Source organism: Amycolatopsis echigonensis (assembly GCF_002846615.1).
Classification (GTDB): Bacteria; Actinomycetota; Actinomycetes; order Mycobacteriales; family Pseudonocardiaceae; genus Amycolatopsis; species Amycolatopsis echigonensis.
Genome location: NZ_PJMY01000003.1, coordinates 8,183,030 through 8,207,224, shown reverse-complemented (window position 1 = coordinate 8,207,224; position 24,195 = coordinate 8,183,030). Strand labels below are relative to the sequence as shown.

At 71.5% G+C, this 24,195-nt stretch carries 24 protein-coding genes and 3 pseudogenes; 18 read left to right on the top strand and 9 right to left on the bottom strand.

Annotated elements, in window-relative coordinates; genetic code table 11:
• Positions 1-27 precede the first annotated feature (27 nt).
• The 7 genes from rimO to ATK30_RS43740 all read left to right on the top strand — a co-directional run bounded on the left by rimO (position 28) and on the right by ATK30_RS43740 (position 6,962).
• Positions 28-1,476 (top strand): 30S ribosomal protein S12 methylthiotransferase RimO, encoded by a 1,449-nt coding sequence (gene rimO / locus ATK30_RS43770; RefSeq protein ID WP_101441389.1) that lies wholly within the window; start codon positions 28-30, stop codon positions 1,474-1,476.
• The gene (gene pgsA / locus ATK30_RS43765) at positions 1,473-2,120 is read left to right on the top strand and encodes a CDP-diacylglycerol--glycerol-3-phosphate 3-phosphatidyltransferase (protein ID WP_101440522.1); all 648 of its coding nucleotides are present in this window, start codon (positions 1,473-1,475) and stop codon (positions 2,118-2,120) included. The genes rimO and pgsA overlap by 4 nt, the downstream gene beginning before the upstream one ends.
• Positions 2,120-2,584 (top strand): CinA family protein, encoded by a 465-nt coding sequence (locus tag ATK30_RS43760; RefSeq protein ID WP_101440521.1) that lies wholly within the window; start codon positions 2,120-2,122, stop codon positions 2,582-2,584. The genes pgsA and ATK30_RS43760 overlap by 1 nt, the downstream gene beginning before the upstream one ends.
• Before the next feature lie 100 nt (positions 2,585-2,684).
• On the top strand, positions 2,685-3,137 hold the full coding sequence (locus tag ATK30_RS43755) for a helix-turn-helix domain-containing protein (RefSeq protein WP_167442106.1): 453 nt from the start codon (positions 2,685-2,687) through the stop codon (positions 3,135-3,137).
• A 254-nt stretch (positions 3,138-3,391) separates the two neighbouring features.
• Complete coding sequence (locus tag ATK30_RS43750; protein ID WP_101440519.1) at positions 3,392-4,243, top strand: PspA/IM30 family protein; 852 nt, start codon at positions 3,392-3,394, stop codon at positions 4,241-4,243.
• Positions 4,244-4,277: 34 nt separating this feature from the next.
• Entirely contained in the window at positions 4,278-5,270 is a 993-nt protein-coding gene (gene pspM, locus ATK30_RS43745; RefSeq protein ID WP_101440518.1) for a phage shock envelope stress response protein PspM, read from the top strand.
• Between the two features lie 384 nt (positions 5,271-5,654).
• A complete protein-coding gene (locus ATK30_RS43740) occupies positions 5,655-6,962 on the top strand; it encodes an allophanate hydrolase-related protein (protein ID WP_101440517.1) in 1,308 nt (435 codons plus the stop codon).
• 83 nt (positions 6,963-7,045) lie between these two features.
• Here the strand turns inward: ATK30_RS43740 and ATK30_RS43735 are convergent.
• A pseudogene (locus ATK30_RS43735) lies at positions 7,046-8,070 on the bottom strand (quinone-dependent dihydroorotate dehydrogenase).
• 514 nt (positions 8,071-8,584) lie between these two features.
• Here ATK30_RS43735 and ATK30_RS47370 point away from each other — a divergent pair.
• The 4 genes and pseudogenes from ATK30_RS47370 to ATK30_RS43725 all read left to right on the top strand — a co-directional run.
• A pseudogene (locus tag ATK30_RS47370) lies at positions 8,585-8,755 on the top strand (helix-turn-helix domain-containing protein); the annotation flags it as partial.
• A 33-nt stretch (positions 8,756-8,788) separates the two neighbouring features.
• Positions 8,789-9,112: a helix-turn-helix domain-containing protein gene (locus ATK30_RS46755; protein WP_101438641.1), complete on the top strand. Its 324-nt coding sequence runs from the start codon at positions 8,789-8,791 to the stop codon at positions 9,110-9,112.
• The gene (locus ATK30_RS43730; RefSeq protein WP_244194528.1) at positions 9,109-9,963 is read left to right on the top strand and encodes an IS3 family transposase; all 855 of its coding nucleotides are present in this window, start codon (positions 9,109-9,111) and stop codon (positions 9,961-9,963) included. The genes ATK30_RS46755 and ATK30_RS43730 overlap by 4 nt, the downstream gene beginning before the upstream one ends.
• Positions 9,964-10,325: 362 nt before the next feature.
• Positions 10,326-12,664: pseudogene (locus ATK30_RS43725) on the top strand (RelA/SpoT family protein).
• 1 nt (position 12,665) lies between these two features.
• Here the strand turns inward: ATK30_RS43725 and ATK30_RS43720 are convergent.
• Positions 12,666-13,067, bottom strand: coding sequence for a DUF1304 domain-containing protein (locus ATK30_RS43720; RefSeq protein ID WP_101440516.1), 402 nt, complete (start codon positions 13,065-13,067; stop codon positions 12,666-12,668).
• Positions 13,064-13,513 carry a cupin domain-containing protein gene (locus ATK30_RS43715; protein WP_101440515.1) on the bottom strand — a complete coding sequence of 150 codons (450 nt, stop codon included), beginning with the start codon at positions 13,511-13,513 and terminating at the stop codon, positions 13,064-13,066. Before ATK30_RS43715 ends, ATK30_RS43720 begins: the two co-directional genes overlap by 4 nt.
• A gap of 87 nt (positions 13,514-13,600) precedes the next feature.
• Here ATK30_RS43715 and ATK30_RS43710 point away from each other — a divergent pair, with 87 nt between their 5' ends.
• Complete coding sequence (locus ATK30_RS43710) at positions 13,601-14,623, top strand: helix-turn-helix transcriptional regulator (RefSeq protein ID WP_101440514.1); 1,023 nt, start codon at positions 13,601-13,603, stop codon at positions 14,621-14,623.
• A gap of 55 nt (positions 14,624-14,678) precedes the next feature.
• Complete coding sequence (locus ATK30_RS43705; protein WP_167442105.1) at positions 14,679-15,458, top strand: enoyl-CoA hydratase/isomerase family protein; 780 nt, start codon at positions 14,679-14,681, stop codon at positions 15,456-15,458.
• Between the two features lie 14 nt (positions 15,459-15,472).
• Here the strand turns inward: ATK30_RS43705 and ATK30_RS43700 are convergent, their stop codons facing one another.
• Both ATK30_RS43700 and ATK30_RS43695 read right to left on the bottom strand, forming a co-directional pair.
• Positions 15,473-16,252 carry an aminotransferase class IV family protein gene (locus ATK30_RS43700; protein WP_101440512.1) on the bottom strand — a complete coding sequence of 260 codons (780 nt, stop codon included), beginning with the start codon at positions 16,250-16,252 and terminating at the stop codon, positions 15,473-15,475.
• 7 nt (positions 16,253-16,259) lie between these two features.
• Entirely contained in the window at positions 16,260-17,141 is an 882-nt protein-coding gene (locus ATK30_RS43695; protein ID WP_101440511.1) for a peptidylprolyl isomerase, read from the bottom strand.
• 136 nt (positions 17,142-17,277) lie between these two features.
• On the opposite strand from ATK30_RS43695, the gene ATK30_RS43690 reads away from it, so the two are divergent.
• Complete coding sequence (locus tag ATK30_RS43690) at positions 17,278-17,862, top strand: MBL fold metallo-hydrolase (protein WP_167442298.1); 585 nt, start codon at positions 17,278-17,280, stop codon at positions 17,860-17,862.
• Positions 17,859-18,497: a hypothetical protein gene (locus ATK30_RS43685; RefSeq protein ID WP_101440509.1), complete on the top strand. Its 639-nt coding sequence runs from the start codon at positions 17,859-17,861 to the stop codon at positions 18,495-18,497. Before ATK30_RS43690 ends, ATK30_RS43685 begins: the two co-directional genes overlap by 4 nt.
• An 87-nt stretch (positions 18,498-18,584) precedes the next feature.
• Here ATK30_RS43685 and ATK30_RS43680 read toward each other — a convergent pair whose 3' ends face one another.
• The 3 genes from ATK30_RS43680 to ATK30_RS43670 all read right to left on the bottom strand — a co-directional run bounded on the left by ATK30_RS43680 (position 18,585) and on the right by ATK30_RS43670 (position 21,719).
• Positions 18,585-18,845, bottom strand: a complete 261-nt coding sequence (locus ATK30_RS43680; protein ID WP_101440508.1) for a hypothetical protein — start codon at positions 18,843-18,845, stop codon at positions 18,585-18,587.
• 80 nt (positions 18,846-18,925) lie between these two features.
• The gene (locus ATK30_RS45485) at positions 18,926-20,293 is read right to left on the bottom strand and encodes a YibE/F family protein (RefSeq protein WP_463672434.1); all 1,368 of its coding nucleotides are present in this window, start codon (positions 20,291-20,293) and stop codon (positions 18,926-18,928) included.
• Positions 20,294-20,741: 448 nt separating this feature from the next.
• A complete protein-coding gene (locus ATK30_RS43670) occupies positions 20,742-21,719 on the bottom strand; it encodes a GlxA family transcriptional regulator (RefSeq protein ID WP_101440507.1) in 978 nt (325 codons plus the stop codon).
• A gap of 98 nt (positions 21,720-21,817) precedes the next feature.
• Between ATK30_RS43670 and ATK30_RS43665 the strand changes: the two genes are divergently transcribed.
• From ATK30_RS43665 to ATK30_RS43655, 3 genes are all read left to right on the top strand, one after another.
• Positions 21,818-22,516 (top strand): DJ-1/PfpI family protein, encoded by a 699-nt coding sequence (locus ATK30_RS43665; RefSeq protein WP_101440506.1) that lies wholly within the window; start codon positions 21,818-21,820, stop codon positions 22,514-22,516.
• Positions 22,517-22,592: 76 nt separating this feature from the next.
• Positions 22,593-22,937, top strand: coding sequence for an STAS domain-containing protein (locus tag ATK30_RS43660; RefSeq protein ID WP_101440505.1), 345 nt, complete (start codon positions 22,593-22,595; stop codon positions 22,935-22,937).
• Positions 22,938-22,998: 61 nt separating this feature from the next.
• Positions 22,999-23,367, top strand: a complete 369-nt coding sequence (locus tag ATK30_RS43655; protein WP_101440504.1) for an SPW repeat domain-containing protein — start codon at positions 22,999-23,001, stop codon at positions 23,365-23,367.
• Between the two features lie 2 nt (positions 23,368-23,369).
• On the opposite strand, the gene ATK30_RS43650 is transcribed toward ATK30_RS43655, so the two are convergent.
• Complete coding sequence (locus ATK30_RS43650) at positions 23,370-24,116, bottom strand: SRPBCC family protein (RefSeq protein ID WP_101440503.1); 747 nt, start codon at positions 24,114-24,116, stop codon at positions 23,370-23,372.
• Positions 24,117-24,195 lie beyond the last annotated feature (79 nt).

The following is a 24,195-nucleotide window of genomic DNA, read 5'->3' as shown; positions in this document are numbered from 1 at the left end:
CCGGAAGCGACGGCTACCCTGAACGTCGTGCCTTCTCCAGCCGCTGACTCCGCTCGCGCCCGCCGTGTCTCCCTCGTGACCTTGGGCTGCGCCCGCAACGAGGTCGATTCCGAGGAGCTGGCGGGCCGGCTGGCCGCGGGCGGCTGGGAACTGGCCGCCGAACCGGAGGACTCCGACGTCGTCGTGGTCAACACGTGCGGGTTCGTCGAATCGGCCAAGAAGGACTCGGTCGACACGCTGCTCGCGGCGGCCGACACCGGGCGCAAGGTCGTCGCGGTCGGCTGCATGGCCGAGCGCTACGGCAACGAACTCGCCGACAGCCTGCCCGAAGCCGACGCGGTGCTCGGCTTCGACCACTACGCCGACCTTTCCGCCCGGCTGGACGACGTGGTCGCCGGCCGCGCGATCGCCGCGCACACGCCGTCCGACCGGCGCAAGCTGCTGCCGATCAGCCCGGTGCAGCGGCCCGCCGCGAGCGCCGAGGTCGAGGTGCCCGGGCACGCGCAGCACGGCTGGGGCCCGCGGGTCCTGCGCACGCGGCTCGACGACTCGCCGGTCGCCGCGCTGAAGATCGCCTCCGGCTGCGACCGGCGCTGCTCGTTCTGCGCGATCCCGTCGTTCCGCGGGTCGTTCGTGTCGCGGCAGCCGGACGAGATCGTCGCCGAGGCGGCCTGGCTCGCCGAGAACGGCGCGAAGGAACTGTTCCTGGTCAGCGAGAACTCCACGTCCTACGGCAAGGACTTCGGCCGCGACGGCACCCGCGCGCTCGAACTGCTGCTGCCGCGGCTGGCGGAGATCGACGGCATCGAGCGCGTGCGCGTGTCCTACCTGCAGCCCGCCGAGACGCGGCCGCAGCTGGTGCGGGCCATCGCGACCACGCCGGGCGTCGCGGACTACTTCGACCTGTCCTTCCAGCACTCCAGCGAGCAGGTGCTGCGCCGGATGCGCCGGTTCGGGTCCACCGATTCGTTCCTCGCGCTCACCGAGCAGATCCGCGAGTACTCGCCCGAGGCGGGCATCCGCACCAACGTGATCGTCGGCTTCCCCGGCGAGACCGAGGACGACCTGGCCGAGCTGGAGCGGTTCCTCACCGGAGCCCGGCTCGACGCGGTCGGCGTGTTCGGCTACTCCGACGAGGACGGCACCGAGGCCGAGACCTTCGACGGCAAGCTCGACCCGGCCGAGGTCGCCGAGCGCGTCGCGCGCATTTCGGCGCTGGTCGAAGAACTGACCGCGCAGCGCGCCGAGGACCGGATCGGCACCTTCGTGGACGTGCTGGTCGAGCACGACGGCGCGGACGGCGACGACGCGGTCGGCCGCGCCGCGCACCAGGCTCCCGAGGTCGACGGGGAATGCGTCATCCTCGAGGACGAGGACACGAAGCCGTTCGCGGTGGGAGACCTCGTCCGCTGCGAGGTCGTCGACTCCGCCGGCGTCGACCTGGTCGTCCGCCCGGCGCCGGACGCCGGCCGGTGAGTGCCGCGCCCAGCGGGGCGGGCGAGGGCGTGCCCCGCGCCGCGTCCGAGGGCGGGGCCCAGCTGCCCGAGGCGACCGAAGTCCCGACGCTGAACCTGGCGAACCTTCTCACCATCTCGCGGCTGGTCCTGGTCCCGCTGTTCGTCGTCGCGCTGTTCACCGGCCACGGCGAGGACACCACCTGGCGCGCGATCGCCACCGGGCTGTTCGCCATCGCGTCGGCGACCGACCAGGTCGACGGCTGGGTCGCCCGCCGCTACGGCCTCGTCACCGACTTCGGCAAGATCGCCGACCCGATCGCGGACAAGGCGCTCATCGGCGCCGCGCTGGTCGGGCTCAGCGCGCTGGGGGAGCTGTCCTGGTGGGTCACCATCGTGATCGCGGTGCGCGAGATCGGCGTGACGCTGCTGCGGTTCTGGGTGATCCGGCACGGCGTCATCCCGGCCAGCCGCGGCGGCAAGGCGAAGACGATGGCGCAGATCCTCGCGATCGTGACCTACCTGCTGCCGCTGCCGGACGGCGCGGACCCGGTGCGCTGGGTTCTCATGGGCATCGCGGTGGCGCTGACGGCGATCACCGGCGTCGACTACCTGGTCCGGGCGATCCGGCTGCGCGCCGCGGGCCGGCGCGCGATGGGCACGTGATGACCGAAGCGCGCGAACTGGTCGCGGTCCTCACCCGGCGGGGGGAAACCGTGGCCGCGGCGGAGTCGCTCACGGCCGGTCTCGTCTGCGCCACGCTCGCCCGGGTGCCGGGCGCGAGCGCGGTGCTGCGCGGCGGCCTGGTGGTCTACGCCACAGAACTGAAGGCCGCGCTCGCCGGGGTCGACGAACAGCTGCTGGCCGAGCACGGCGCGGTGCATCCGGAGGTCGCCGCGCAGCTGGCCAGGGGCGCGCGGGAGCGCTGCGGGGCGACCTGGGGGCTCGGCCTGACCGGCGTCGCCGGGCCGGATCCGCAGGACGGCGTGGCCCCGGGCACCGTCTACGTCGGCCTCTCCGGACCGGGGGCGGACACGGTGCGTGAGCTGGCCGAAACCGGTGACCGGGACACGATCCGGACCTCGTCGGTGCGCGCCGCGTTCGCGCTGCTCCGGGAACAACTAGACTGAAAACGGCGTTCGCCCTTGGCGTACGCATGTGCCAAGTCCTGCACTCGGGGCACCGCTCTGGGTAACGTAGGAGGCACCAGTTCGGGAAGGGAGGCGCGTGATGACCGTGCTGTTGCGCGAGGCGATCGGTGATCGGCTCCGTCATGCCCGCACCAACCAGCGTCGGACGCTGCGTGACATCTCCCGCGCCGCCCGGGTGAGCCTCGGCTACCTGTCCGAGGTCGAGCGCGGCCAGAAGGAAGCTTCCAGCGAGCTGCTGGCGTCCATTTGCGAGGCGCTGGAGCTGCCGCTGGGCGAGCTGCTGCACAAGGTCGCCGCCGACGTGTCGGCCCTCGACAAGGTCGAGGTCGCGCCGGTGGCCGACGAGGTGGAGGCCGCGCCGAGCCAGACCGTGCCCGACCGGGGCGAGGCCGGGTTCGAAGGCGGCCGCCTGGTGTCGGAGCTGATCGGCGACGACCTCTCCGACCTGCGGCTCCAGCCCGCTCCGCGGATGAACACGACGTTGCGGACCACGATCGGCGCGCCGAAGCTGGCGTCCACGATCGCGGCGTAACGCCGGCGCTGCTTCGCTGCACGGCCCCGGGGATCTCCCCGGGGCCGTCGGCGTGCGCGGGGAGGGTTCCGCGACGGGTCCGGGGCACAGGTCAGGGCTGACCCTGAATTCCCCCGGGGTCGCCTGGAACGGCGGAGGCCGACCTGACACGATGGAACCCGACGCCGGGGTCGGTACGTTATGCGACTAGGGGAGCGACGCCCCGCCCCGAAGCAACTCAGGGCCCGTGGGACGCAAGAAGGCAGGCGGAGGAGATGGCCAACCCGTTCGTGAAGTTCTGGAAGTACATGATGGCGGCGTTCTCGTCGAAGATCGACGAGCACGCCGACCCGAAGGTACAGATCCAGCAGGCCATCGAGGAGGCGCAGCGCAACCACCAGGCGCTGACGCAGCAGGCCGCCTCCGTGATCGGCAACCAGCGGCAGCTGGAGATGAAGCTCAACCGCCAGCTCGGCGAGGTCGAGAAGCTGCAGGCCTCGACGCGCCAGGCGCTGGTGCTGGCCGACGAGGCCCGCGGCAAGGGCGACGAGGCCAAGGCCGCCCAGTTCGAGACCGCGGCGGAGAGCTTCGCCGCGCAGCTGGTCACCGCCGAGCAGAGCATCGAAGACCTCAAGACGCTGCACGACCAGTCGCTGCAGGCGGCGACGCAGGCCAAGCAGGCCGTCGAGCGCAACGCGACGATGCTGCAGCAGAAGCTCGCCGAGCGCACCAAGCTGCTCTCGCAGCTGGAGCAGGCGAAGATGCAGGAGCAGGTCTCCGCCTCGCTGAACCAGATGAGCCAGCTGGCCGCGCCGGGCAACACGCCGTCGCTGGAAGAGGTCCGGGACAAGATCGAGAAGCGCTACACCACCGCGCTCGGCTCGGCCGAGCTGGCGCAGAACTCGGTGCAGGGCCGCATGCTGGAGGTCCAGGAGTCGGCCACCCAGATGGCGGGCCACTCGCGGCTGGAGCAGATCCGCGCGTCGATGCGCGGCGATTCGGTCGCCCAGGTCACCGACGGCGGAGCGAGCGCGGGGGCGGCCGCCGCCAAGCCGGCCGCCTCGGGCGACATCCAGCGGGAGATCCAGGCCCGCGTGCAGGCCGAACAGGGCAAGAACCCGGCCTGACCGGCCGGGCACGAGCGGCGCAGGGGGCAGGGCGATGACCAAGAGGCGGGACTTCAGCGAGTTCAACGCCAAGCTCGAGAAGCACATCGAGCGGTTGCCCGACTACGCCCAGCGCGCCCAGGAAAAACTGCAGCGGTACTTCCCGCCGGCCGACGAGGCCGGCGGGAAGCCGCGACAGAACGGCCGGACCCAGCGCGGTCCGGTCTCCCCGCCGCCGGCGCCGCGTCGTCCGTCGGCTCCGGCCGCGTCCGCGGTCTTTTCCACGGTGGCCGGGCAGGTGCCCGCGGTCGCCGAGGCCCGCGCGAAATGGCAGCGCTGGAACGAGCCGAGCGCGAAACACCAGCGCCGGATCCGCCGCACCTCGCGCGTGCTCACCCTCTGGGTGCTGATCACGATCCTGCTCGGGGTCCTCACCGTGCTCACCGCCACCGGCCTGCTCGGCGGAGCGGCGGCCGGCCCGGAGATCGGGCAGGCGGTGTTCTCCGGTTTCGCCACGCTGGTGTTCGGCACGTTCAGCGTCCGAACCGGGATGCGGTTGCGAGAGCTGAAGAAGGTCGAACTCCCGGCCGCGCCGAGCGGTCCGCCGCCGTTGCCCGCCGCCGGTTCGGCCGCTCGGGAGCCGATGGAGCGACTGGCCGAGTCGGAGGCTTCGCTGCGCGAACTCCTGCGGCAGCTGTCCGTGCCCACTTCGCTGGGCACCACCGCGGTTCCGGAGGTCTCGGTCGCCGACGCCCGCGCGACGGCCGACGAGGCCGCCCGTGCGCTGCGCGGCCTGGCCGACCGGATCCAGGCCGTCGAACGAGGCCGTGATTCCGCGCCGGAGCGCGAACGGCCGGCGTTGCAGGCCGCCGTGACGAAGCTCCGCGAACAGCTCGACGACGGCATCGAGGGTTACGGCAGCTTGGTCGCCGCCGCCGGCCGTGCGGTGGCCGCGAGCAGTGACGGCATGGTCACGTCGCGGGAAGCGCTGACGGACGCGACGGACCGGCTCGCCGGGCTGGCGCTGGCGCTGAAGGATCTCGGCTGACCTGCTGATCCAGCCGCTGTTTCGGGTCGCGCGGCCCGTACTCCGCCGCGAAACGCCCGATGCCGGGGTGAATGTGGCCCGGCCCGCGGTTTCGCCGCGACTCCGGGATTCGCGAAGGGCGGGCGGAAACGCCGTCCTGATGGGCGAGTTTGGGATTCCGGTCGGCGCAACGGGGCAGCCCGGCCGCGACGGTGCGTGAGTTTCTCCCGCACACCGCAACAATCGCGTAATCCGATCCTGCTGGTGACGGAAACGTCTGCGGTTTAACGTTTTTCTCATGAGGTCGGTGTTGGCACCCGCCACGCCCGGCGTCGCGGGCTGAGGTTCGAGGCGCCGGACGTACACAGTGGACTCCTCCGATCCCGCCGAGGAAAGGACGCCCTCGTGACTACGCTCCCGCCGGAACCTGATCCTGTTCCCGTCCCTCCGCCCAGCTCGCACGAGCGGGTCCGCACCGCGTTCGAGCGGCTCGCGAAAGCCGACCGCCCCGGACTCTGGGCCGCGGTGCGCACCATGGAGGAAGTGCTCGTCGAAGCGAAAACCGTCGACGAACGCGTCCACGCCGGGGAAGACCTGCCGCTGGCCGGAACCGTCTGCGCGGCAGACGTCGAGGGCCTGCCCGCGCTCGCGCGGCTGACCGACGCCGGCGCGGTAGTCCTCGGAACCGCCGTCGCGGACCCGGAAAACGCGGCCGTCGGACTCGAGATCGTCGACCTGGCACTGAATTCGTCCGCGCGCGAGATCTCCGCCCCGCCCGGGGTGCTCACGCTCAAACCGACGCCCGGACTGATCCCGGGGCCGACCGTCTCGGTGTCCGCCCGCCGCCTCGCGACCGGCCAGCGCGCCATCGCCGCGATGCTCGGCCCCGACGGCGTGGACCCGGCGGTCCGCGAATGGCCCGCTGACGTCCGCCTCGCCGCCGGACAGCACCCGCGCCTCGGCATCCCCGCCGAAGCGAACCTCCCGCTGCCCGCGAGGAGGGCGTTCGACGTCGCTGCTGCCTCTCTGGAGGCTTCCGGCGCCGTGCTGGTCCCGGTAGACGTCAGCGCGGTTTACGGCGCGGGAGACGTCCTGGCCGCCCGCTCGCTGCTGGCGGATCTGGACGCCCTGCTCCTGCCGACTGTCGGCATCCTGGACGCGACTCTGAATGCCCTCGATCTTGCTGCGGTGACTGTGCCAGGGGACCGGCGGCCGTATGGGATCACCGTGGTGACGCGGGCGTTCGAGGACCAGATCGGGAACGACCTGGCTTCGGTGCTGACTGGCGAGCAGTCGCCGGATCCGTATCCGTGCGAGAGCGTCGACGTCGTGGTGTTCGGCGCGCATCTGTGCGGCCAGCCGTTGCACGACGAGCTGCACGGCGCTCGGTTCGGCGGTCTGGTCCGGACCGCGGAGCGCTACCGGATGGTGCTGCTCGAGGGGGTCACGCCGCCGCAGCCCGGGGTCATCCCCGGATCGGCCGGAGTGGACGGCGAACGCTGGCGGTTGTCCCCGGCGGCGTTCGGCCGGTTCGCCGCTGGCCTGGCGGCGCCGTTCGTGCTGGGCCGGGTCGAGCTGGAGGACGGGAGTTCGCCGCTCGCCGTGCTGTGCGAACCAGCGGCCGCGGCGGGAGGGGAAGGTCTGGACCGGTACGCGTCTTGGCGGGGGTATTTGCGGTTCGTCAGCACGGGCGGGCCCCGGTTCCCTGGCTGAGGGGCGGACGCGGCTGGGGGTGGTGACCAGCCGCCGTCGGGTCCCGGTTCGCCGCTGAGCCGGTGGCAGCCCCGGCCGTGCGGCTACCGGGAAGCGAGGCCCCGGCCGACGAGGCGGACCAACCCGGGCCCGTGCAGCGCGAAGCCGGTGTAGATCTGCACGAGGCTGGCGCCGGCGTCGAGCATGCGGCGGGCGTCGTCCGGGCCGAGGATGCCGCCGACGCCGATGATGGGCAGCTTGCCGCCGGTCTTTTCGTGGACGAAGCGCACGACTTCAGCCGAGCGCTGCGTCAGCGGGCGGCCGGACAGTCCGCCGGCTTCGGCGGCCAGCGCGGCTTCGGCGGGGGCGATGCCGTCGCGGGAGAGGGTTGTGTTGGTCGCGATGATCCCGGCGACGCCGTGGTCCAGGCAGACTTCGAGAAGCTCGGCGAGCGCGTCGTCGGTGAGGTCGGGGGCGACCTTGACCAGCAGGGGAGTGTCGCCGCCCAGTTCGGCCCCGGTCTTGCGGAGTTCGGCGAGCAGTTCGGCGAGCGCGGCTTTGTCTTGCAGCGCGCGGAGACCGGGGGTGTTCGGGGAGCTGACGTTGATCGCGAAGTAGTCGGCGAAGGGGTGCAGGGCACGGAGGGAGAAGCGGTAGTCCTCGACGGCCTCGTCCAGCGGCGTCACCTTGGACTTGCCGATGCTGATCCCCAGCGGCACCGCCGGTTTTCCGTGCGCGGCCAGGCGGTCGGCGAGGGCTTGGGCCCCGTCGTTGTTGAAGCCCATGCGATTGATGACCGCGTCGGTGGCCGGGAGGCTGTAGAGGCGGGGTTTGGGGTTGCCGGGCTGCGGGTGGCGGGTGACTGTGCCTACCTCGACGAAGCCGAAGCCCAGCGCGGGCCAGGCGTGGAGGGCTCGGCCGTTCTTGTCCATGCCCGCGGCCAGGCCGATCCGGTTGGGGAAGGTGAGGCCGAGGACGGTGGCGGGATCGTCGGTGCGGTACACCCGGGCGAGGGGCGGAGGGCGGTTCCGGCTCGGCTCAGCAGGGTGACGGTGCGCTCGTGGACCACCTCGGGGTCGTGGTAGGCGAGCCGGTACATCGCTGGGCGGACGATCCTGTCGAAGAGCACGGGTCCATGCTGCCGTATTGGTGCTGGTCTGGCTGGGGTGGATGGGGTTGTTGTGGTGGGGGTCGCGTTCCGGCCGCGGGTGTCGGCTGGGGCGGCTCGTCGCCTGGCGGCGACATTGCGCTCGGGGTGGTGGGGTGGGGCACCCCGAAGCTGATTGTGCTGACGGTTCGGGGGTGCTTGTCAAGGCGGGAAAGATGCCTTGACAAGCACCCCCGAACCGCAGGGAGGCTTCGTATCGGGGTGCAGGGGTGGTGTGGGTGCCTCGGTTGTTGGGTGCGTGGCTGCGGTGGAGTGGTGGGGTGCTCGGATGGGGTGTTGTGCGGAGCGGGCGGGGTCGTTCGGGGCAGGAAGCTGTTGCGGGGTAATGCTTGTCTGGCCGAACTCGCCTTGATCTAGGGCTGAACCAGGGCTTGCCTCACGTCGAGTGCCCGGTTTCCCGCCATCGCAGGCCACGCCACCTGCTGTAATGGGCCCCTTCGCCGGCCCAGCGGCCCTCTGAACTGCGCCCCGGGAGTTGGACTGGGAATCCAGTTCCGGCTGTCCGGGGAGTGGTTCGTTGCATCCACGCAGTTCGTTGTCTGAGTGGCAGCGGGCGTCCGCTGTTGCGTTGTTCGAGGACGGGTATGGCGCGAAGGCCGTGGCGTCCCGGTTGGGGGTGTCGGCGGGTGCCGTGCGACGCTTGCGTGATCGTTGGAGGCTGCGGAGCGCGGGAGCGCTGATGAACAAGCCAGGCAGGCGGTCGTTCGGGTTCGAGTTCAAGCTGGAGGTCGTGCGCCGGTATGTCGGCGGCGAGGCGACCGCGGCCGAGCTGGCGCGCGAGCACGGCCTGTCCTCGCCCAAACTCGTGGAGAACTGGGCGCGGGCGTATCGGCGCGAGGGCGAGGACGCGTTGCGGCCCAAGCCGAAAGGCCGTCCGCCCGGTGTCGCGGACTCGCCGGGTCCCGGCGAGCTGGAGCGGTTGCGGGCGGAGAACCTGCGGCTGTCGGCGGAGAACGCCTACCTAAAAAAATTGCGGGCCTTGAGGGAGCAGGGGCGAGGGTGAAAACCCAGGCCGTCGCCGCCCTCAAGGCCGACTATCCGCTGCCGGTGCTGCTGGCGGTCGCGGGCCTGGCCCGGTCGACGTTCTTCTACCACCAGGCCCGCCTGGACCGGCCCGACCCGCACGCCGGGCTCAAGGCCGCGATCGCCGAGGCGTTCGAGGCCGCCCGCGGCCGCTACGGGCACCGGCGGATCCACGCGGTCCTGGCCCGCGACGGCTGGCGGGTGGCGAAGAAAACCGTGCGCACGCTGATGAACGCCCTCGGCCTGGCCTGCCAGGTCCGGCGGCCGCGCCGGTGCCGGTCCTGGCCCGGGCGGCCCGGCACGACCGCGCCGAACCTGCTCAACCGCCAGTTCAACGCCGACGCCCCGGACACCACATGGGTCACCGACGTGACCGAGTTCCGCATCCGCGACCGCAAGCTCTACCTCTCGCCCGTGATCGACCTGTTCGACCGGTCCGTGGTCGCCTACGCCTGCGGCCCGTCCCCGACGCTGGAGCTGACGAACTCCTCGCTGCGCGCCGCGATCGCGACCCTGCCCGCCGGAGCCCGCCCGCTGGTGCACTCCGACCAGGGCTTCCAATACCAGCACGCCTCCTGGCGCACCCTGCTCGCCGACGCCGGCCTGACCCAGTCGATGTCCCGCCGCGCCACCTGCCTGGACAACGCCGTCGCCGAGAACTTCTTCGGCCACCTCAAAGAAGAACTCTTCCACCACAACACGTTCGACACCGTCGACACGTTCACCACGGCACTGCACGACTACATCGACTGGTACAACACCACCCGCATCTCCACCACCCTCGGCGACCTCAGCCCAGCCGAATACCGAGCCCAGACCCTCGCCGCCTAACCTCTACATAACCAGTCCAACTTCCGGGGCCCAGTTCACTCAGGGGTCCCCTCACGGCCCTCTAACCGCACCCGCGCACCCAACCAGCCCAGCACCCAGACCCGCCCCCGCACCCCGATACGAAGCTTCCCTGCGGTTCGGGGGTGCTTGTCAAGGCATCTTTCCCGCCTTGACAAGCACCCCCGAACCGTCAGCACACTCGGGCTTCGGGGTGCCCCACGCAACCATCCGGGCGCAATGTCGCCCGCCAGGGCGACGAGCCGCTGCCCCCGACTCACCATTACGGCACGTCACCAAACCTCCCGGAAGACCAACCGGTTACCCTGAAGGTTCGAGGCCGCACGAAGCAGCTGGAGGTGCGGGTGAGCCAAGAGCTCGACGCCACTACCCCGCGAAGGGCGGCGCCACCGCCGCGGACGCCGGGGTCCGGGCCAACGGAGCGGCGCCCAACCCCTCCGCGACCCGGCGCGTCCGCGCGCGCCTTGCCCGGCGGATCACCGCCCAGCGCGCCGCCCCGGTCAAGCAGGTCCTCGAGCCCCTGGCGGTCATCCACCGCGAACTGCACCCGAACGCCGATCTGGGTCAGCTGCAGCGCGCCTACGACGTGGCCGAGGAACTGCACCGCGACCAGCGGCGGAAGTCCGGCGACCCGTACATCACGCATCCGCTCGCGGTGGCGACGATCCTCGCCGAACTGGGCATGGACACCACCACGCTCGTCGCGGCGCTGCTGCACGACACGGTGGAGGACACCGGCTACTCGCTGGAGCAGCTGAAGGCCGATTTCGGCGACAAGGTCGGCGAGCTGGTCGACGGCGTCACGAAGCTGGACAAGGTCAAGCTCGGCACGTCGGCCGAGGCGGAGACCATCCGCAAAATGGTGATCGCGATGGCGAAGGACCCGCGGGTCCTGGTCATCAAGCTCGCCGACCGGCTGCACAACATGCGCACGATGCGCTTCCTGCCGCCGGAAAAGCAGGCCCGCAAGGCGCGCGAGACGCTCGAGGTGCTCGCCCCGCTGGCGCACCGGCTCGGCATGGCCACGGTGAAGTGGGAGCTGGAAGACCTCGCGTTCGCGATCCTGCAGCCGAAGAAGTACGACGAGATCGTGCGGCTGGTCGCCGACCGCGCGCCCTCGCGCGACACCTATCTGCGCAAGGTGATCGCGGACCTGACCAACAACCTGGTGTCGTCGCGGATCACCGCGAAGGTCGAGGGACGGCCGAAGCACTACTACTCGATCCACCAGAAGATGATCGTCCGCGGCCGGGACCTGGACGACATCCACGACCTGGTCGGCGTGCGGATCCTGGTCGAGGACGTGCGCGACTGCTACGCCGCGATGGGCGTGGTGCACGCGCTGTGGCAGCCGGTTCCCGGGCGGTTCAAGGACTACATCGCGCAGCCGCGGTTCGGCGTGTACCAGTCGCTGCACACCACGGTGATCGGGCCGGACGGCAAGCCGCTCGAGGTGCAGATCCGCACGTACGACATGCACCGCACCGCCGAGTACGGCATCGCCGCGCACTGGCGGTACAAGGAAACCAAGGGCACGCACGCCAGCAACAACGCGATGGAGCTGGACGAGATCGCGTGGATGCGGCAGCTGCTCGACTGGCAGCGCGAGGCCGCGGACCCGGGCGACTTCCTCGAATCGCTGCGCTACGAACTGGCCGCGCGCGAGATCTTCGTGTTCACGCCGAAGGGCGACGTCATCACGCTGCCCGCGGATTCGACGCCGGTGGACTTCGCGTACGCGGTGCACACCGAGGTCGGCCACCGCTGCATCGGCGCGCGCGTGAACGGCCGTCTGGTCGCGCTCGAGCGGAAGCTCGAAAACGGCGAGGTCGTCGAGATCTTCACGTCCAAGGCAGAAAGCGCCGGGCCGAGCCGCGACTGGCTGCAGTTCGCCGGTTCGCCGAAGGCGCGCGCGAAGATCCGGCAGTGGTTCGCGAAGGAGCGCCGCGACGAGGCGATCGACGCGGGCAAGGAAGCGATCACCAAGGAGATCCGCAAGGTCGGGCTGCCGATCCAGCGGCTCGTGTCGGCGGAGTCGATGGGCTCGGTCGCCACCGAACTGCGGCACGGCGACATCTCGTCGCTGTACGCGGCCGTGGGCGAGGGCCACACCAGCGCGAAGCACGTGGTGCAGCGGCTGGTCGCGCTGATCGGCGGGGTCGAGGAGGCCGAGGAGGAGCTGGCCGAGCGGGCCACGCCTTCCACGGTCACGCGCCGCCGCGGCTCGAACGACGTCGGCGTCATCGTCAAGGGCGCGAGCGACGTCTGGGCGAAGCTGGCGCGCTGCTGCACTCCGGTGCCGGGCGACGAGATCCTCGGCTTCGTGACGCGCGGCGGCGGCGTGAGCGTGCACCGGACGGACTGCACGAACGCCGACGACCTGCGGACCCAGCCGGAGCGGCTGGTCGAGGTGGAGTGGGCGCCGTCGTCGTCCTCGGTGTTCCTGGTGGCGATCCAGGTCGAGGCGCTCGACCGGCACCGGCTGCTGTCGGACGTCACGAAGGTGCTGGCGGACGAGAAGGTGAACATCCTGTCGGCCTCGGTGACGACGTCGCGGGACCGGGTGGCGGTGAGCCGGTTCTCGTTCGAGATGGGCGACCCGAAGCATCTCGGGCACGTGCTCAAGGTCGTCCGCGGCGTCGAGGGCGTGTACGACGTGTACCGGGTGACCTCGGCTTCCTAGCTCAGAACGCCGTCGCGACCAGTGCGATCAGCGGCGGGAGTGCTTGGGCGAGCGCCCCAGCACGTCCCGCGCCGCGTGGGCGGCTCAGCGCGAGCAGGTCGGACACGCCCAGCGCGACCCCGGCGAGCGTCATGAAAGCGCAGCTGTAGAGCACGAGCACGCGGCCAGCCGCGGCGTCACCGGTGTGCAGCAGCACCAAGCCGGTCGCCGGCCCGGCGGCGAGGAACAGGTTGTACCAGCCGACGTTGAACGACCAGAGCCGCGTGGCGGGCAGGTTTTCGGCCGGGATCCGGAAGATGCCCGCGTGCACGCCCGGTCGCTCGAACAGCAGGACTTCCCACGCGAAGGCCAGCAGGTGCACGAGAACGGCGATCCCGGCGAAGACCTGCACGACGACGTTCACGGTGCCAGCTCCTCGAAGGTGACCCCGTGCCGGGAGGCGATGTCGCCGAGCAGCGGCACCGTGTCCGGCAACGGAGCATCGGACGGGACGATGCCGTCGATTTCGCGGAAGAATCGGCCCATCGCGTCGTCCGGGGTGAATACGAGGAACTTCGCGTGCGGCGTGTGCACGGTGAAGGTGTTGGAGGTGCCCGCCGGGATGTGCACGAAGGAACCCGGGCCGAGATCGTGGAGTTCGCCGTCGAGGCAGACGGTGAACCGGCCGTACAGGACGTAGAACCCTTTCGTCCACGGGTCGGCGTGCGGCGGGACGGCGGGGCCGCGCGGCGCGTCGATCTCGAACAGCTCGTAGCCGCCGGTGTCCGCGGAGGAGGCTTTCACCGTCACGGTCGCGTCTTTCGTGTCCAGTTCCGGGCCTTCGCCCGCGGTGCTGAGGTGGATGGTCATGCCGCCGAAGGTAGAAACGCCTTGGCGACGGAACCATCCCGGAAATCAGGGATACCGGCGGGGGAGGGGCGCGCGCATACTGCGTCGGTGTGGGAAGGCCGGGCGCAGAGCGTGCGGCGGGAGCTGGCGGCTCTCGCCACGGCCGGTCGCGGCATCGCCGAGCTGCACACCGCGGCGATCGAATTGGTCGACCGGATCGTGCCCACCGAGCTGACGTGCTGGGCCTCGCTGGATCCGGACACGGCCGTGATCAGCTCGATGACCAGCGGCCGGGCCCGCATCCCGGGGGAGTACGAGCCGCTGCTGGCGACGTACGAGTACGACGGCGCGGAACCGCACACCTTCGCGCAGCTTGCCGGGCGTTCGGTGCCGGTAGCACGGCTTTCCGACCTGCCGCGCCGCGAACGCGAACGCAGCGGCAGGTGGGCGCGGGTGTGGCGGCCGCTCGGGCTGGAGAGCGAACTGCGTGTCGGGTTTCCCGCGGACGGCGTTTGCTGGGCCGCGGCGGGTCTGGTGCGCCGAGGCGAGTTCAGCGACCGCGAGGTGGAGTTCCTGACGTCGATCGGACCGACGCTGGCCGCTGCCACCCGAGTCGCGGCGCTGGCCCGAGGTGCGGCTCCGGCGGCGGAACCGGCGATCGTCGTGCTCGGCCCGGACGGTCGCTGGCGCGGCGCGACCGAGGAGGTCGGCGCGTGGGAGTCCGAATTGGACTCGATTGCCGACGGCCGGTTCGCGGTGCTGCTGCGCGCGGTCGCGGTCGGGGCGCAGTCCGCGGCGAGCGGGACGTTCCGCGCCCGGGTGCGCGATGCCCGCGACGGCTGGATTGTGTTGCAAGCCAGCAGATTGGTCTCGGACGACGACGCGCGCGACATCGTCGTGACGATCCGCCGCGCCTCCGGCGGGGAGCTCCTGGACGTGCTGCTCGCGGCCTACCGGCTGACCGCCCGCGAACGCGATATCTGCCGGGAAGTCCTGTCCGGACTGTCCACATCGGACATAGCGGCGCGGCTGGGGATCTCGGCGAACACGGTGCAGGACCACCTGAAGTCGGTGTTCGGCAAGGTCGGGGTGCGCAGCCGGGGCGAGCTGACGGCGCGGCTGTCCGGTTAGGCCGGTGATCTGTCCCACAGCGGGATCGTCGTGCGGGCGCATTAGGGTGCTGGGCATGACGGACGGACTCGAGTTCACCCGCGAAGGCGCCGTAGCCCGGCTGACCTTCTCCCGCCCGGAGAAGATGAACGCGATCACCCACGGCATGTGGGCAGCGATCGCGGACGTGGCGGCCGAGGTCGAGGCCGATCCCGAGCTGAAGGTGCTCGTGCTGACCGGGGCCGGCCGGCATTTCTCCGCGGGCGCGGACATCGGCGAGTTCCGCGAGCTGCGCTCGACCGCCGAGGCCGCCGCGAAGTACGACGAGGCCGTGGACAGCGCGGTGGCGGCGCTGACCGCGATGCGCAAGCCGACGGTCGCGATGGTCCAGGGCAACTGCATCGGCGGCGGCTGCCAGATCGCGGTCGCCTGCGATTTCCGCTTCGCTGCGGACGACGCGCGCTTCGGCATCACCCCGGCCAAACTCGGCATCGTCTACCACTTCGCCTCGACCCGGCAGCTGGTGTCGCTGGTCGGCCCGGCGCACGCCAAGTACTTCCTGCTGTCCGGTGAACTCGTCGACGCGACCCGGGCCCGCGAGATCGGGCTGGTCAACGAGGTTTTCCCGGCCGCGGACCTGGAATCCGCGACGGCCCGGTTCGCCGCAACGCTGTGCGGGCGGTCGCAGGCCTCGATCCGCGGGATGAACCGGATCATCGAGAAGATCGTCGCGGGGCAGGAGGCGAACGACGACGAGGTCGAGAAGATCCGGCTCGCCGCGTTGCACGGGGAGGACTACGCGGAGGGCGTGGACGCGTTCCTGAACCGCCGCGCGCCGAAGTTCACCTACCGCTGACGGCCGCGCTCGCGTCAGATCTCGTCCCAGGGCGCGGCTTCGTAAGCCGTCGTCAGCAGTTCCGCGGCGGCGGGGGAGGTCCGCAGCGCCACGTCGTCCACCGAGGCGACCGGGCGGCCGATCGTCGCGGAGTTGGTCAGGAACATCGCGTCGAACTCCGGGAGCTCCGCCGGGTATACCGGACGCGTCTCCTGCGGCACTCCGGCCGCGCGCAGCTGCTCCTCGAGCACCAGGTACGTGATTCCCGGCAGCACCTCGGCTTCCGGCCAGACGATCGCCCCGTCGCGCAGGAAGCCGACGTTCCAGATCGTCGCCTCGCTGATCCGGCCGTCGGCGGCGAGGAACACGGCGTCGTCGTAACCGGCGAGGACGGCCGAGCGCGAATGGTGCGTGAGACCGAAGCCGCCGAGATGCTTCACATGCGGCAGATCTCGTTGGTACGCAACGGAACGCAGTCGCATCGGCGTGGCGACGTGGTAGCTCGGCGGCGCGGTGCGCACGAGAATTTCGGGCGTCATCGAAGCGTCGTGCGGCGACGACCGCGAGAAAATGATCACCCGCACCGACAGTGCGCCTTGCCCGGCGACGAGCCGCCGCACACAGCGGCGGACCAGATCGGTGTCCAGTTCGCTGCCGAACAGCTCCCGGGTGTTCGCGGCGAGCCGGTCGAGGTGGTAGCGGAGGCCGCGCACGCGTCCGTCGCGGACCTGCATCGCGGTGAAGTGCCCGTAGCTGGTCGCGGCAGCAGCGAGATCGGCGGTGCCAGGAGCGGCACCGCCGATCTCGACGCGCACTGTCAACTCAGGAAACCGTGACCGCGGTGAACTTGACCGGCTGCTTGGGCTCGCCGGTCGAACCGTCCTGGCCGATCGCGCCGATGCCGTTCTTCGCGATCTTGTCGAGGACCTTCAGGCCCTCGTCGGAGATGCTGCCGAAGATCGTGTACTGCGGCTGCAGCGGCGCGTTGCCGTAGACCATGAAGAACTGGCTGCCGCCGCTGTTCGGCTGGCCGGTGTTGGCCATCGCGAGGATGCCGCGGCCGTACTTCGCGGTGTCGATGAACTCGTCCGGCACGGTGAAGCCCGGGCCGCCGCGGCCGTCGGTCGTCACGTCGCCCTTCGCGTCCGGGTCGCCGCACTGCAGCATCTGCAGGTCGGTGACGCCGAGGCGGTGGCAGATCGTGTCGGTGTAGAAACCCTGCTTCGCGAGGCTCTCGAACGCCTGGACCGTGCACGGCGCGAGCGAACGGTCGAGCGTCATCGGGATGTCGCCCTGGGTGGTCTTCATCGTGATGTTCACGGTCCCGGACGAGGACACGTTCTTGCCGTCCGGCGCGGTCGCCTTCTTGCCCGACGGCGGCTTGCCGCTGGGGTCGGCCGGGTACGAGCACGTCGTCGGGTTCGGCAGCGCCTTGGGGCGCTTGGGGAGCGCGGTGCGCTCGGTAGGGATGTTCGTGGCGCTCGGGACCGGCGGCGCGGAACTCGACGGCGGCGCCGCGGCCGGCTGGTCGCCGCTGCCGCCGCTGTTCACGATCCACACCACGAGACCGGCGACGATGAGGACGACACCGCCGACCACTCCAGCGCCCACGATCTTGCGTCGCTTCGCCTGTTCCGCCCGGCGCACGAGCTGCCGCTCGAGTTTGCGCTTTGCGGCTTCTCGGCGCTGCTGGTTGGTCGCCACCCGCCCTCCAGTTTCCGCTCGAAGTCACACGTCTGAGGTAGCGGCAGTGTATGGGCACAGCCTGTTAGGACTCCGTACAGGGGCGGCTAGTCTTCACCGGGTCGTGATCAAGGCCGCTTCCGGGGAGGAGGGTTCGGTGCTCGTCGCCGGGTTCGCCGCGGGTCCGCTGCGCTCGAATTGCTATCTGCTGGCTCCGGCCGCGGGAGGTCCGTGTCTCGTCGTGGACCCGGGCGAGGGAGCCGCCGAGCCGCTGGCCGGCGCGCTGGCGGAACACGCTCTGACGCCGGTCGCGCTGCTCGCCACGCACGGCCATCCCGACCACGTCGGCGCGGCCGCCGAGCTGTCGCGGGCGCACGGAGTGCCGCTGCGGCTGCATCCCGGCGACGCCGGCTGGTACGACGGGCCCTTCGAGCCGCTCGCTCCCGGAGAGGTCGAGGCGGCCGGGCTGGCTGTCGGGGTGCTCCCGCTGCCCGGGCACACGCCGGGTTCGGTCGCGTTCACCGTGGAGACCGGCGAGGGTGGCAGGCTGGTGTTCACGGGGGACACGCTTTTCGCCGGATCGGTCGGGCGCACCGGCGGATCCGGCTCCGATCTGGAGAATTCGTTGCGCACACTGCTCACGCTCGCCGACGACACCGTCGTGCTGCCCGGCCACGGACCGGCGACGACCATCGGCCGCGAGCGCGCCGCCAACCCCTTCGTGCCGGGAGCCGTGCAGTGACCGGGAAGCCGGCGGAGCGCCTGCCGCTGTTCGCCGACGAGCCGAAGCTGCGCCGCCGCCGCGCGTGGTCCGGCGTCTTCGGCGTGCTGATCCTGGCCGCGGCGTTCGGCGGGATCGCCGGGCTGATCGGCGGACAGCTGACCGGGCTGATCGTGGCGGCGGTCGTCGCGCTGCCGCTGATCCACGTGGTGCTGTACGCGTACCGCCGCCGGATCTGGCTGGAGGGCACGACGCTGGTGGTGCGCACGTGGGGCGTCCGGCGAGTGGACCTGGTCGAGGCGCCGCGGCTGGACGTGGTGATCAGCGACGTCCGCGGCACGCGGACGGTCGCGTTGCTCGTGAACGCGGGGCACCGGCGGCGGGCGGTGAAGCTCGACCTGGCGGTGTTTTCCGGAACGGGCGGCCGCGAGCTGGGGGCGCTGCAACTGCGCCGGCTGGCGGACGCGGTGCTGAACAACACCGAGGCGAACGGGCTGGTGTTCTCGGAGCTGCTGGTGGCGGAGCTGCGCGCGGAGGCTCGGGGCGACGCGGTGGCGGAGCGGCCGTTGTACCGGCTGGCTTCGGCGGCGCCTGCGGGGAAGTACCTGCAGCGGTTTCCGATGGAAGCGGTCAGCCGGTTCGTCGCGGCGCTGTAGTTTGGCGCCGGCTCCGCCGTCGCGGCGGGATCGCCTTCATGCCGCGATCCCGCGTTGTGGTCGAGTTCGAGTAGGTCCTGAGGCGGATTATTCGCGTCCGGCGGGTTCGCGGGTGTGTTCTTCCAGGCCGTCGACGCGGGCGCGGATGCGGTCGAGCTGGTCGGCCAGTTCGGGGAGTTCCTCGGCGACGTAGGCGAGAAGCCGCTCCACGTGGCGGAGTGTCGCGCGGACTTCGTCGAGTGCGGTGGCGATCCGCGGGACTGTTTCGGCGGCTTCCAGCACCGACGCGAACAGGCGGCGGATCAGGTGCACGGTGACTCGGGGTCCGGCCAGGACGGCTGAGAACACAGCCCCTCCTCGGGTGCGGGGTCGCGGTCTTCGTACCTCATCCGCGCCGCCCGCGCCCGACCGGGTCAGCCAGCGTGTGGCTAGTGTGATTCAGCGGGTTTGCTGGTGCTGATGAGGTGTTCTACCGGCTCCCGTGCGGCGATCAGGGCCGCCAGGACGGTGGTCACCGGCACCGCGGCGACGATGCCGACCGAACCGGCCAGCGTCCGGATGATTTCCGCGGCGATGTCCTCGCTGCCGAGGAGCGAGCCGAGGCCGACGCCGGAGATCGCGGAGTAGAGCATCACCGGCAGCGCGGCCCCGGCGTAGGCCATCACCAGCGTGTTCACCGCGGACCCGACGTGGTCGCGGCCGATCCGCAGGCCTGAGCTGTACAGCTCCCGCCAGCTGAGCGAGGGGTTCGCGCGCCGCAGTTCCCACACCGCGCTGGTCTGGGTGATCGTCACGTCGTCGAGCACGCCCAGCGCGCCGATCACGATGCCGGCCAGCAGCAGGCCGCGGGCGTCGATGCCGTGGCCGAGCGAGGCGATCAGCGTCGTGGTGCTGTCGTCGAGGCCGGTGAGCGACGCGGCGGCGGAGAAGATCGCCGACAGGATCCCGATCAGCGCGAGGCTGACCAACGTCCCCAATACGGCGACCGAGGTTCTCGCGGACAGCCCGTGCGTCAGATACAGCGCGAGGAACATGATCGCGCCCGCCCCGGCGATCGCCACCACCAGCGGGTTCTCCCCGGCGAGGATCGCGGGCAGCACGAACAGCACGATCACCACGAAACTCAGCACCAGCGCGACGAGCGCCGCCACCCCCTGCCAGCGGCCGAGCACGAGTACGGCTATCGCGAACAGCGCGGCGAGCAGCACCAGCGGCGTGCCGCGCTGGAAATCGACGAGCGTGAACGACTGCGGATCGAGCGGATTGCCGCCGTTGTAGGCGAGCACGACCTTGTCGCCCGCGGTGAACCGCGGCGTGCTCGGCTCGATCGGCACGGTCAGCCGCACCGGTTTCCCGGCCGCCGGGCCGTCGGACATCTGCAGGTCGACGGTCAGGCACGGTTTCGCGTTCGGGTCCGGCTGCGAGCCGACCTGCACCTGGCCGGGCTGCAGGCAGGGACCGGACGTCGCGGTCGTGATCGCCGCTTGCACCGGAGCGCCTTGCGGCACCGCGCTTTTCGGCAGGGAGCTGCCCCACGGGTACAGGACGATCATGCCGACGACGGTGGCCAGGGCCAGCGGGGCGAGGAGCCAGATCAGCAGCTTGCGGACCCGTTGCGACGCGGGGGCGGCCGGACCGTGGCCGTGCCCATGACCGTGGCCGTGTCCGGTGGCCGGCGGGGTTTCCTTGGCCGCGGCGGGTTGCGGAGTGTCCTTTTCGGACTGCGGCGGCCGGGCCGGGGGACGGCGGCGGGTGCCGGGCGGCGGAGTGTCGCCCGCGCGGCGGGGCAAGCGCAGTTCGCCGGAGTGCGAGCCGCGGGCGTCAGCAGAGCCCGGTTGCGCCGAGCGCGGGGCGCCGGGCTGAGCAGGCCGCGGCGCGGCGGCACGCGGACGCCGGGGTTCGCCGGACCGCTCGGGTCGCCGTCCCGGTTCGCCGGGGCGGCCGGGAGTGCCGGACTGCTCAGCCGGTCGTCCGGGTTCGCCGGTCCGGTCGGCCGGTCGCGCGGGTTCGGCGCGGCGCGGGCGGCGCGGCCCGTCCGGCCGGGCGCGCGGCGGCGAGGCCGGAGAAACCGGCGGTGGCACGGCGGGGGACGGGGACGCGGGCTCGCCCGGCACGCGCGGCAGCGGGCCGGTGTCGTCGGGGTCCTGGTCGGGGTAGTCGTGCGGTGCCACGGCGGACATCCTGCCCTCCCGGCTCCCGGTTCACCCGTACCGGGTGGGGTGGGGGAGGAAGCGGGCGTTTCGTTCAGGCGTGCGCAGAACGCAGGTGCACCCGGCGATAGGCCGAGGGCGGAGTGTCGAAATGGTCCAGAAACGCTTGCCGGAGCGTCTCGGTGGAGCCGAAACCGCAGCGTCGCGCGATCGCGGTGAGCGGGAGGTCGGTGCCGGACAGCAGACGGGCGGCGTGTTCGGCGCGCACGGTCCGCACGTATTTCCCCGGCGTGGTGCCGAGGTGGGCGTCGAACAGCCGGGTCAGCTGGCGGGTGCTGATGCCGGCCTGTTTCGCGAGCGTGTGGGCGCCGAGGTCGTCGGCGAGGTGCTCGGCGACGTACGCGGTGAGGTCGCGGACCTGCCGGTGTTCCGGCGGCGGGCCGGCGAGGAACATGCTCACCTGCGCTTGGTTGCCGGGCCGCTGCAGGTAGGTGACCAGGGACCGCGCGGCCTCGCGGGCGAGCGTCGGGCCGTGGTCCTCCTCGACGAACGCGAGGGTGAGATCGAGCCCGCTGGTGACGCCCGCCGAGGTGTAGACGTCGCCGTGCCGCACGAAAAGCGGCACCGGATCGACGGTCACCGACGGGTATTGCTCGGCGAGCCGCGCCGCGTGCGCCCAATGCGTGGTAGCGCGGCGGCCGCTCAGCAGGCCAGCGGCGGCCAGCACGGTCGCCCCGGTGCAGACGGACGCCGTGCGCTTGCTGAGCTGCGACAACCGCCGCACGTGCGCGAGCAGTCGTTCGTCCTTGGCGGCGGCGTAGTGGCCCAGTCCGCCCGCGACGACGAAGGTGTCGAGCGGGCCGCGAACCTGGTCGATGCGGACGTGCGGGGCGAGCGTGAGCCCGGACTGGCAGGCGAAGGGGAGTCCGTCGACGGTGGCGAGCCGGACCTCGTACGGCCGGGCCGCGCCGAGCCGGGTAGCGGCGTCGAAAACGTCGGACACGCAGGCGATGTCGAGCAGTTCCGCGTCGGGGTACCCGAGGATCACGACCTGCCGGGCGGTACTCGGCATGGCCGCACCGTAGCAGCTCGCCCGGCCGGATCAACCAGGTTCGCAGGATTTCGGACACGCGTGTCCCGGCCGCCCCGCGGGTCCGGGAGGGTAGCGGCATGACCCGGAAAACCTTCGCGTTCGTCGTGTACCCCGGCCTGACGATCCTCGACCTGGCGGGCCCGCTGCAGGTCCTCACCTCCTTCGCGGCGGCCGATCCCTCGGTCCGGGTGGCGGTCGTGGGCGAAACTCTGGAAACCACGGAAACCGACACGCCGCTGCGGATCGCGCCGAGCCACACCTTCGACCAGGTCCCGGACCCGTCCTGGGTGCTGGTCCCCGGCGGCGGCGCTCCGACGCTGCGCGCACTCGGCGACGAGAAGCTCATCGGCTACCTCCGCCAGGCCGCGAAGTCCGCCGAGCTGATGACGTCCGTGTGCACCGGCTCGCTGCTGCTCGGCCAGGCCGGCCTGCTCGAAGGCCGCGAGGCGACCACGCACTGGACTTTCCTGGACGCTCTGCGGGCGTTCGGGGCCACGCCGGTCCGGCAGCGCTGGGCGGACAGCGGCCCGGTGATCACCGCCGCCGGGGTGTCGGCGGGCATCGACCTGGCCTTGCACCTGGTGGAGCGGATGAGCGGAACGGACGCCGCGCGGCTGGTCCAGTTCGGCATCGAATACGACCCGCGGCCGCCGCTCGGCCCGCTCGACTGGTCGCTCGCCCCGCACGAGGGGATGCGGCCGTTCGTCGACCGCACGGTCCGGGAAGGTCTCGCCGATCAGCCGGAGCTGCGCGAAAAACTGCTGGCCTCGCGGTGACATTCCGGTGAACTGCCCCACCCGGCTGAGGCAGGACGGGTTTGCCGGCGCCGTGCGGACGCGTACCGTTCCGCCAATGGGTGCTCGCGGGGCTGCCGGTCTCACCGTCTTCACCAGCCGGAGGGACGGCGACATCGTGCTGGTCACGGCTGCGGGCGAGATCGACATCGCGTCGGTGGGGCAGTTCCGCTCGGCGCTGTCGGCCGCCTCCGGAGCCGGCGGGAAACTGGTCGTGGACCTGTCGCGGGTCGGTTATGTCAGCTGTGCCGGGCTGCGCGCGCTCGAAGAGACGAGCCGCGCCCGGCCGGCGCTTTCGATCGTCGCGACCGGACCGCTCGTGCTGCGCGCGTTCGCGGTGGCGGGGATCAAGGCGCCGGTGCGCCGCGGCCTGCGCGAGGCGTGCGCCGCCGCGGGGGCGTGAATCCCGGCCCGGAATCTGGGTACCCGTGGGGTGGAACCGAGATCTGCTGAGGTGATCCGTGATGTCCACCAGCACGATGTCCGGCAAGACCGCGGTGTCCGGGGGTGCAGCGGGACTCGCTGTGCTGGCCGGGCTGTACCTGATCGCCGCGCCGTGGCTGCTGCGCTTCGGCGGGGCCGCCGAACTCGCGGTGAGCAACACCGTCGCGGGGCTGGCGATCGTCGTCTTCGCCGCCATGCGGGCCCGGGATTCCGGCGCGCTGGCCTTGGCCTGGGTGCTGCCGGTGCTCGGAGTGTGGGCCGCGGTGTCTCCGTTCTTGCTTCGCTACGGCGACGAGACAGTGCCGTCGGCCGGTGCGGTGACCGGCAACGTGATCGCCGGGCTCGTCGTGGCGGCTGGTGGCGCGGCGTTGCTGCTGCGCCGCCGCTGACGTCAGCTGAGCGCGTCGGCGAGCCAGCGGCTCCAGGCCGCGCTTTCGGCGTTCTCGTCGACGTCCGGACGGAACAGGTGATGTCCGACCGCGACCGGCATGCCGAGCAGTGACCGCTCGTGGAACCGGTAGAGGCCGTCCTCGGTGCGGACTCCGGCGAAATTCGGGGTCGAGTAATCGAGGACGCCCTCGATCACGTCGTCGCCGACACTGAATTGGACCGCTTGCCCGGCTGAGGGTTCAGCGGGCAGGCCCAGCGCCGCCAGCAGCTTCGGCCAGGCTTCCCGGATCGCGGACGAGGCCGGGCCGTCCGCGGTCACGTAGGTCGCGAAGCGGCCGGGGAAATGGGCCAGCACCTGGGCGAGCGTGTGCAGGTACATCTCCCAGCCGACCGCGAAGGACTCGTGGTACTCGTCGTCCCAGCCGTCCTGGACGAAACCCCGGTGCACGAACCGCAGCACGGACGTGCCGCCTTCGGCCGCTTCCACGAGAAACTCCATCGCGTCGAACGTGCCGTCCTCGGCCGGCTCGCCGCGATAGGCGAACCGGCGCGGCGGGTCCCACGCGGTGATCTCCGCCTCGGCGCGCATTTCGCCGAGGCGGAACCGGATCCGCTTGGCCTCGGCGTCGACCTCGTGGCGGCCCATGAACCACGAATCGATGCCGGGCCCGGTCGCGACCGCCTCCCACACGGCCTCCGGGTCCGCGGGCAGCTGAACCTCTTTGCGCACCTCGAACTCGCGGGGCATGGGCGGGGTCCTCCTCGTGGTCGGTGTCGTTCACCGTGCCATTGACAACAATACCTGTCAATGCGGTGGCGGTTCGCTC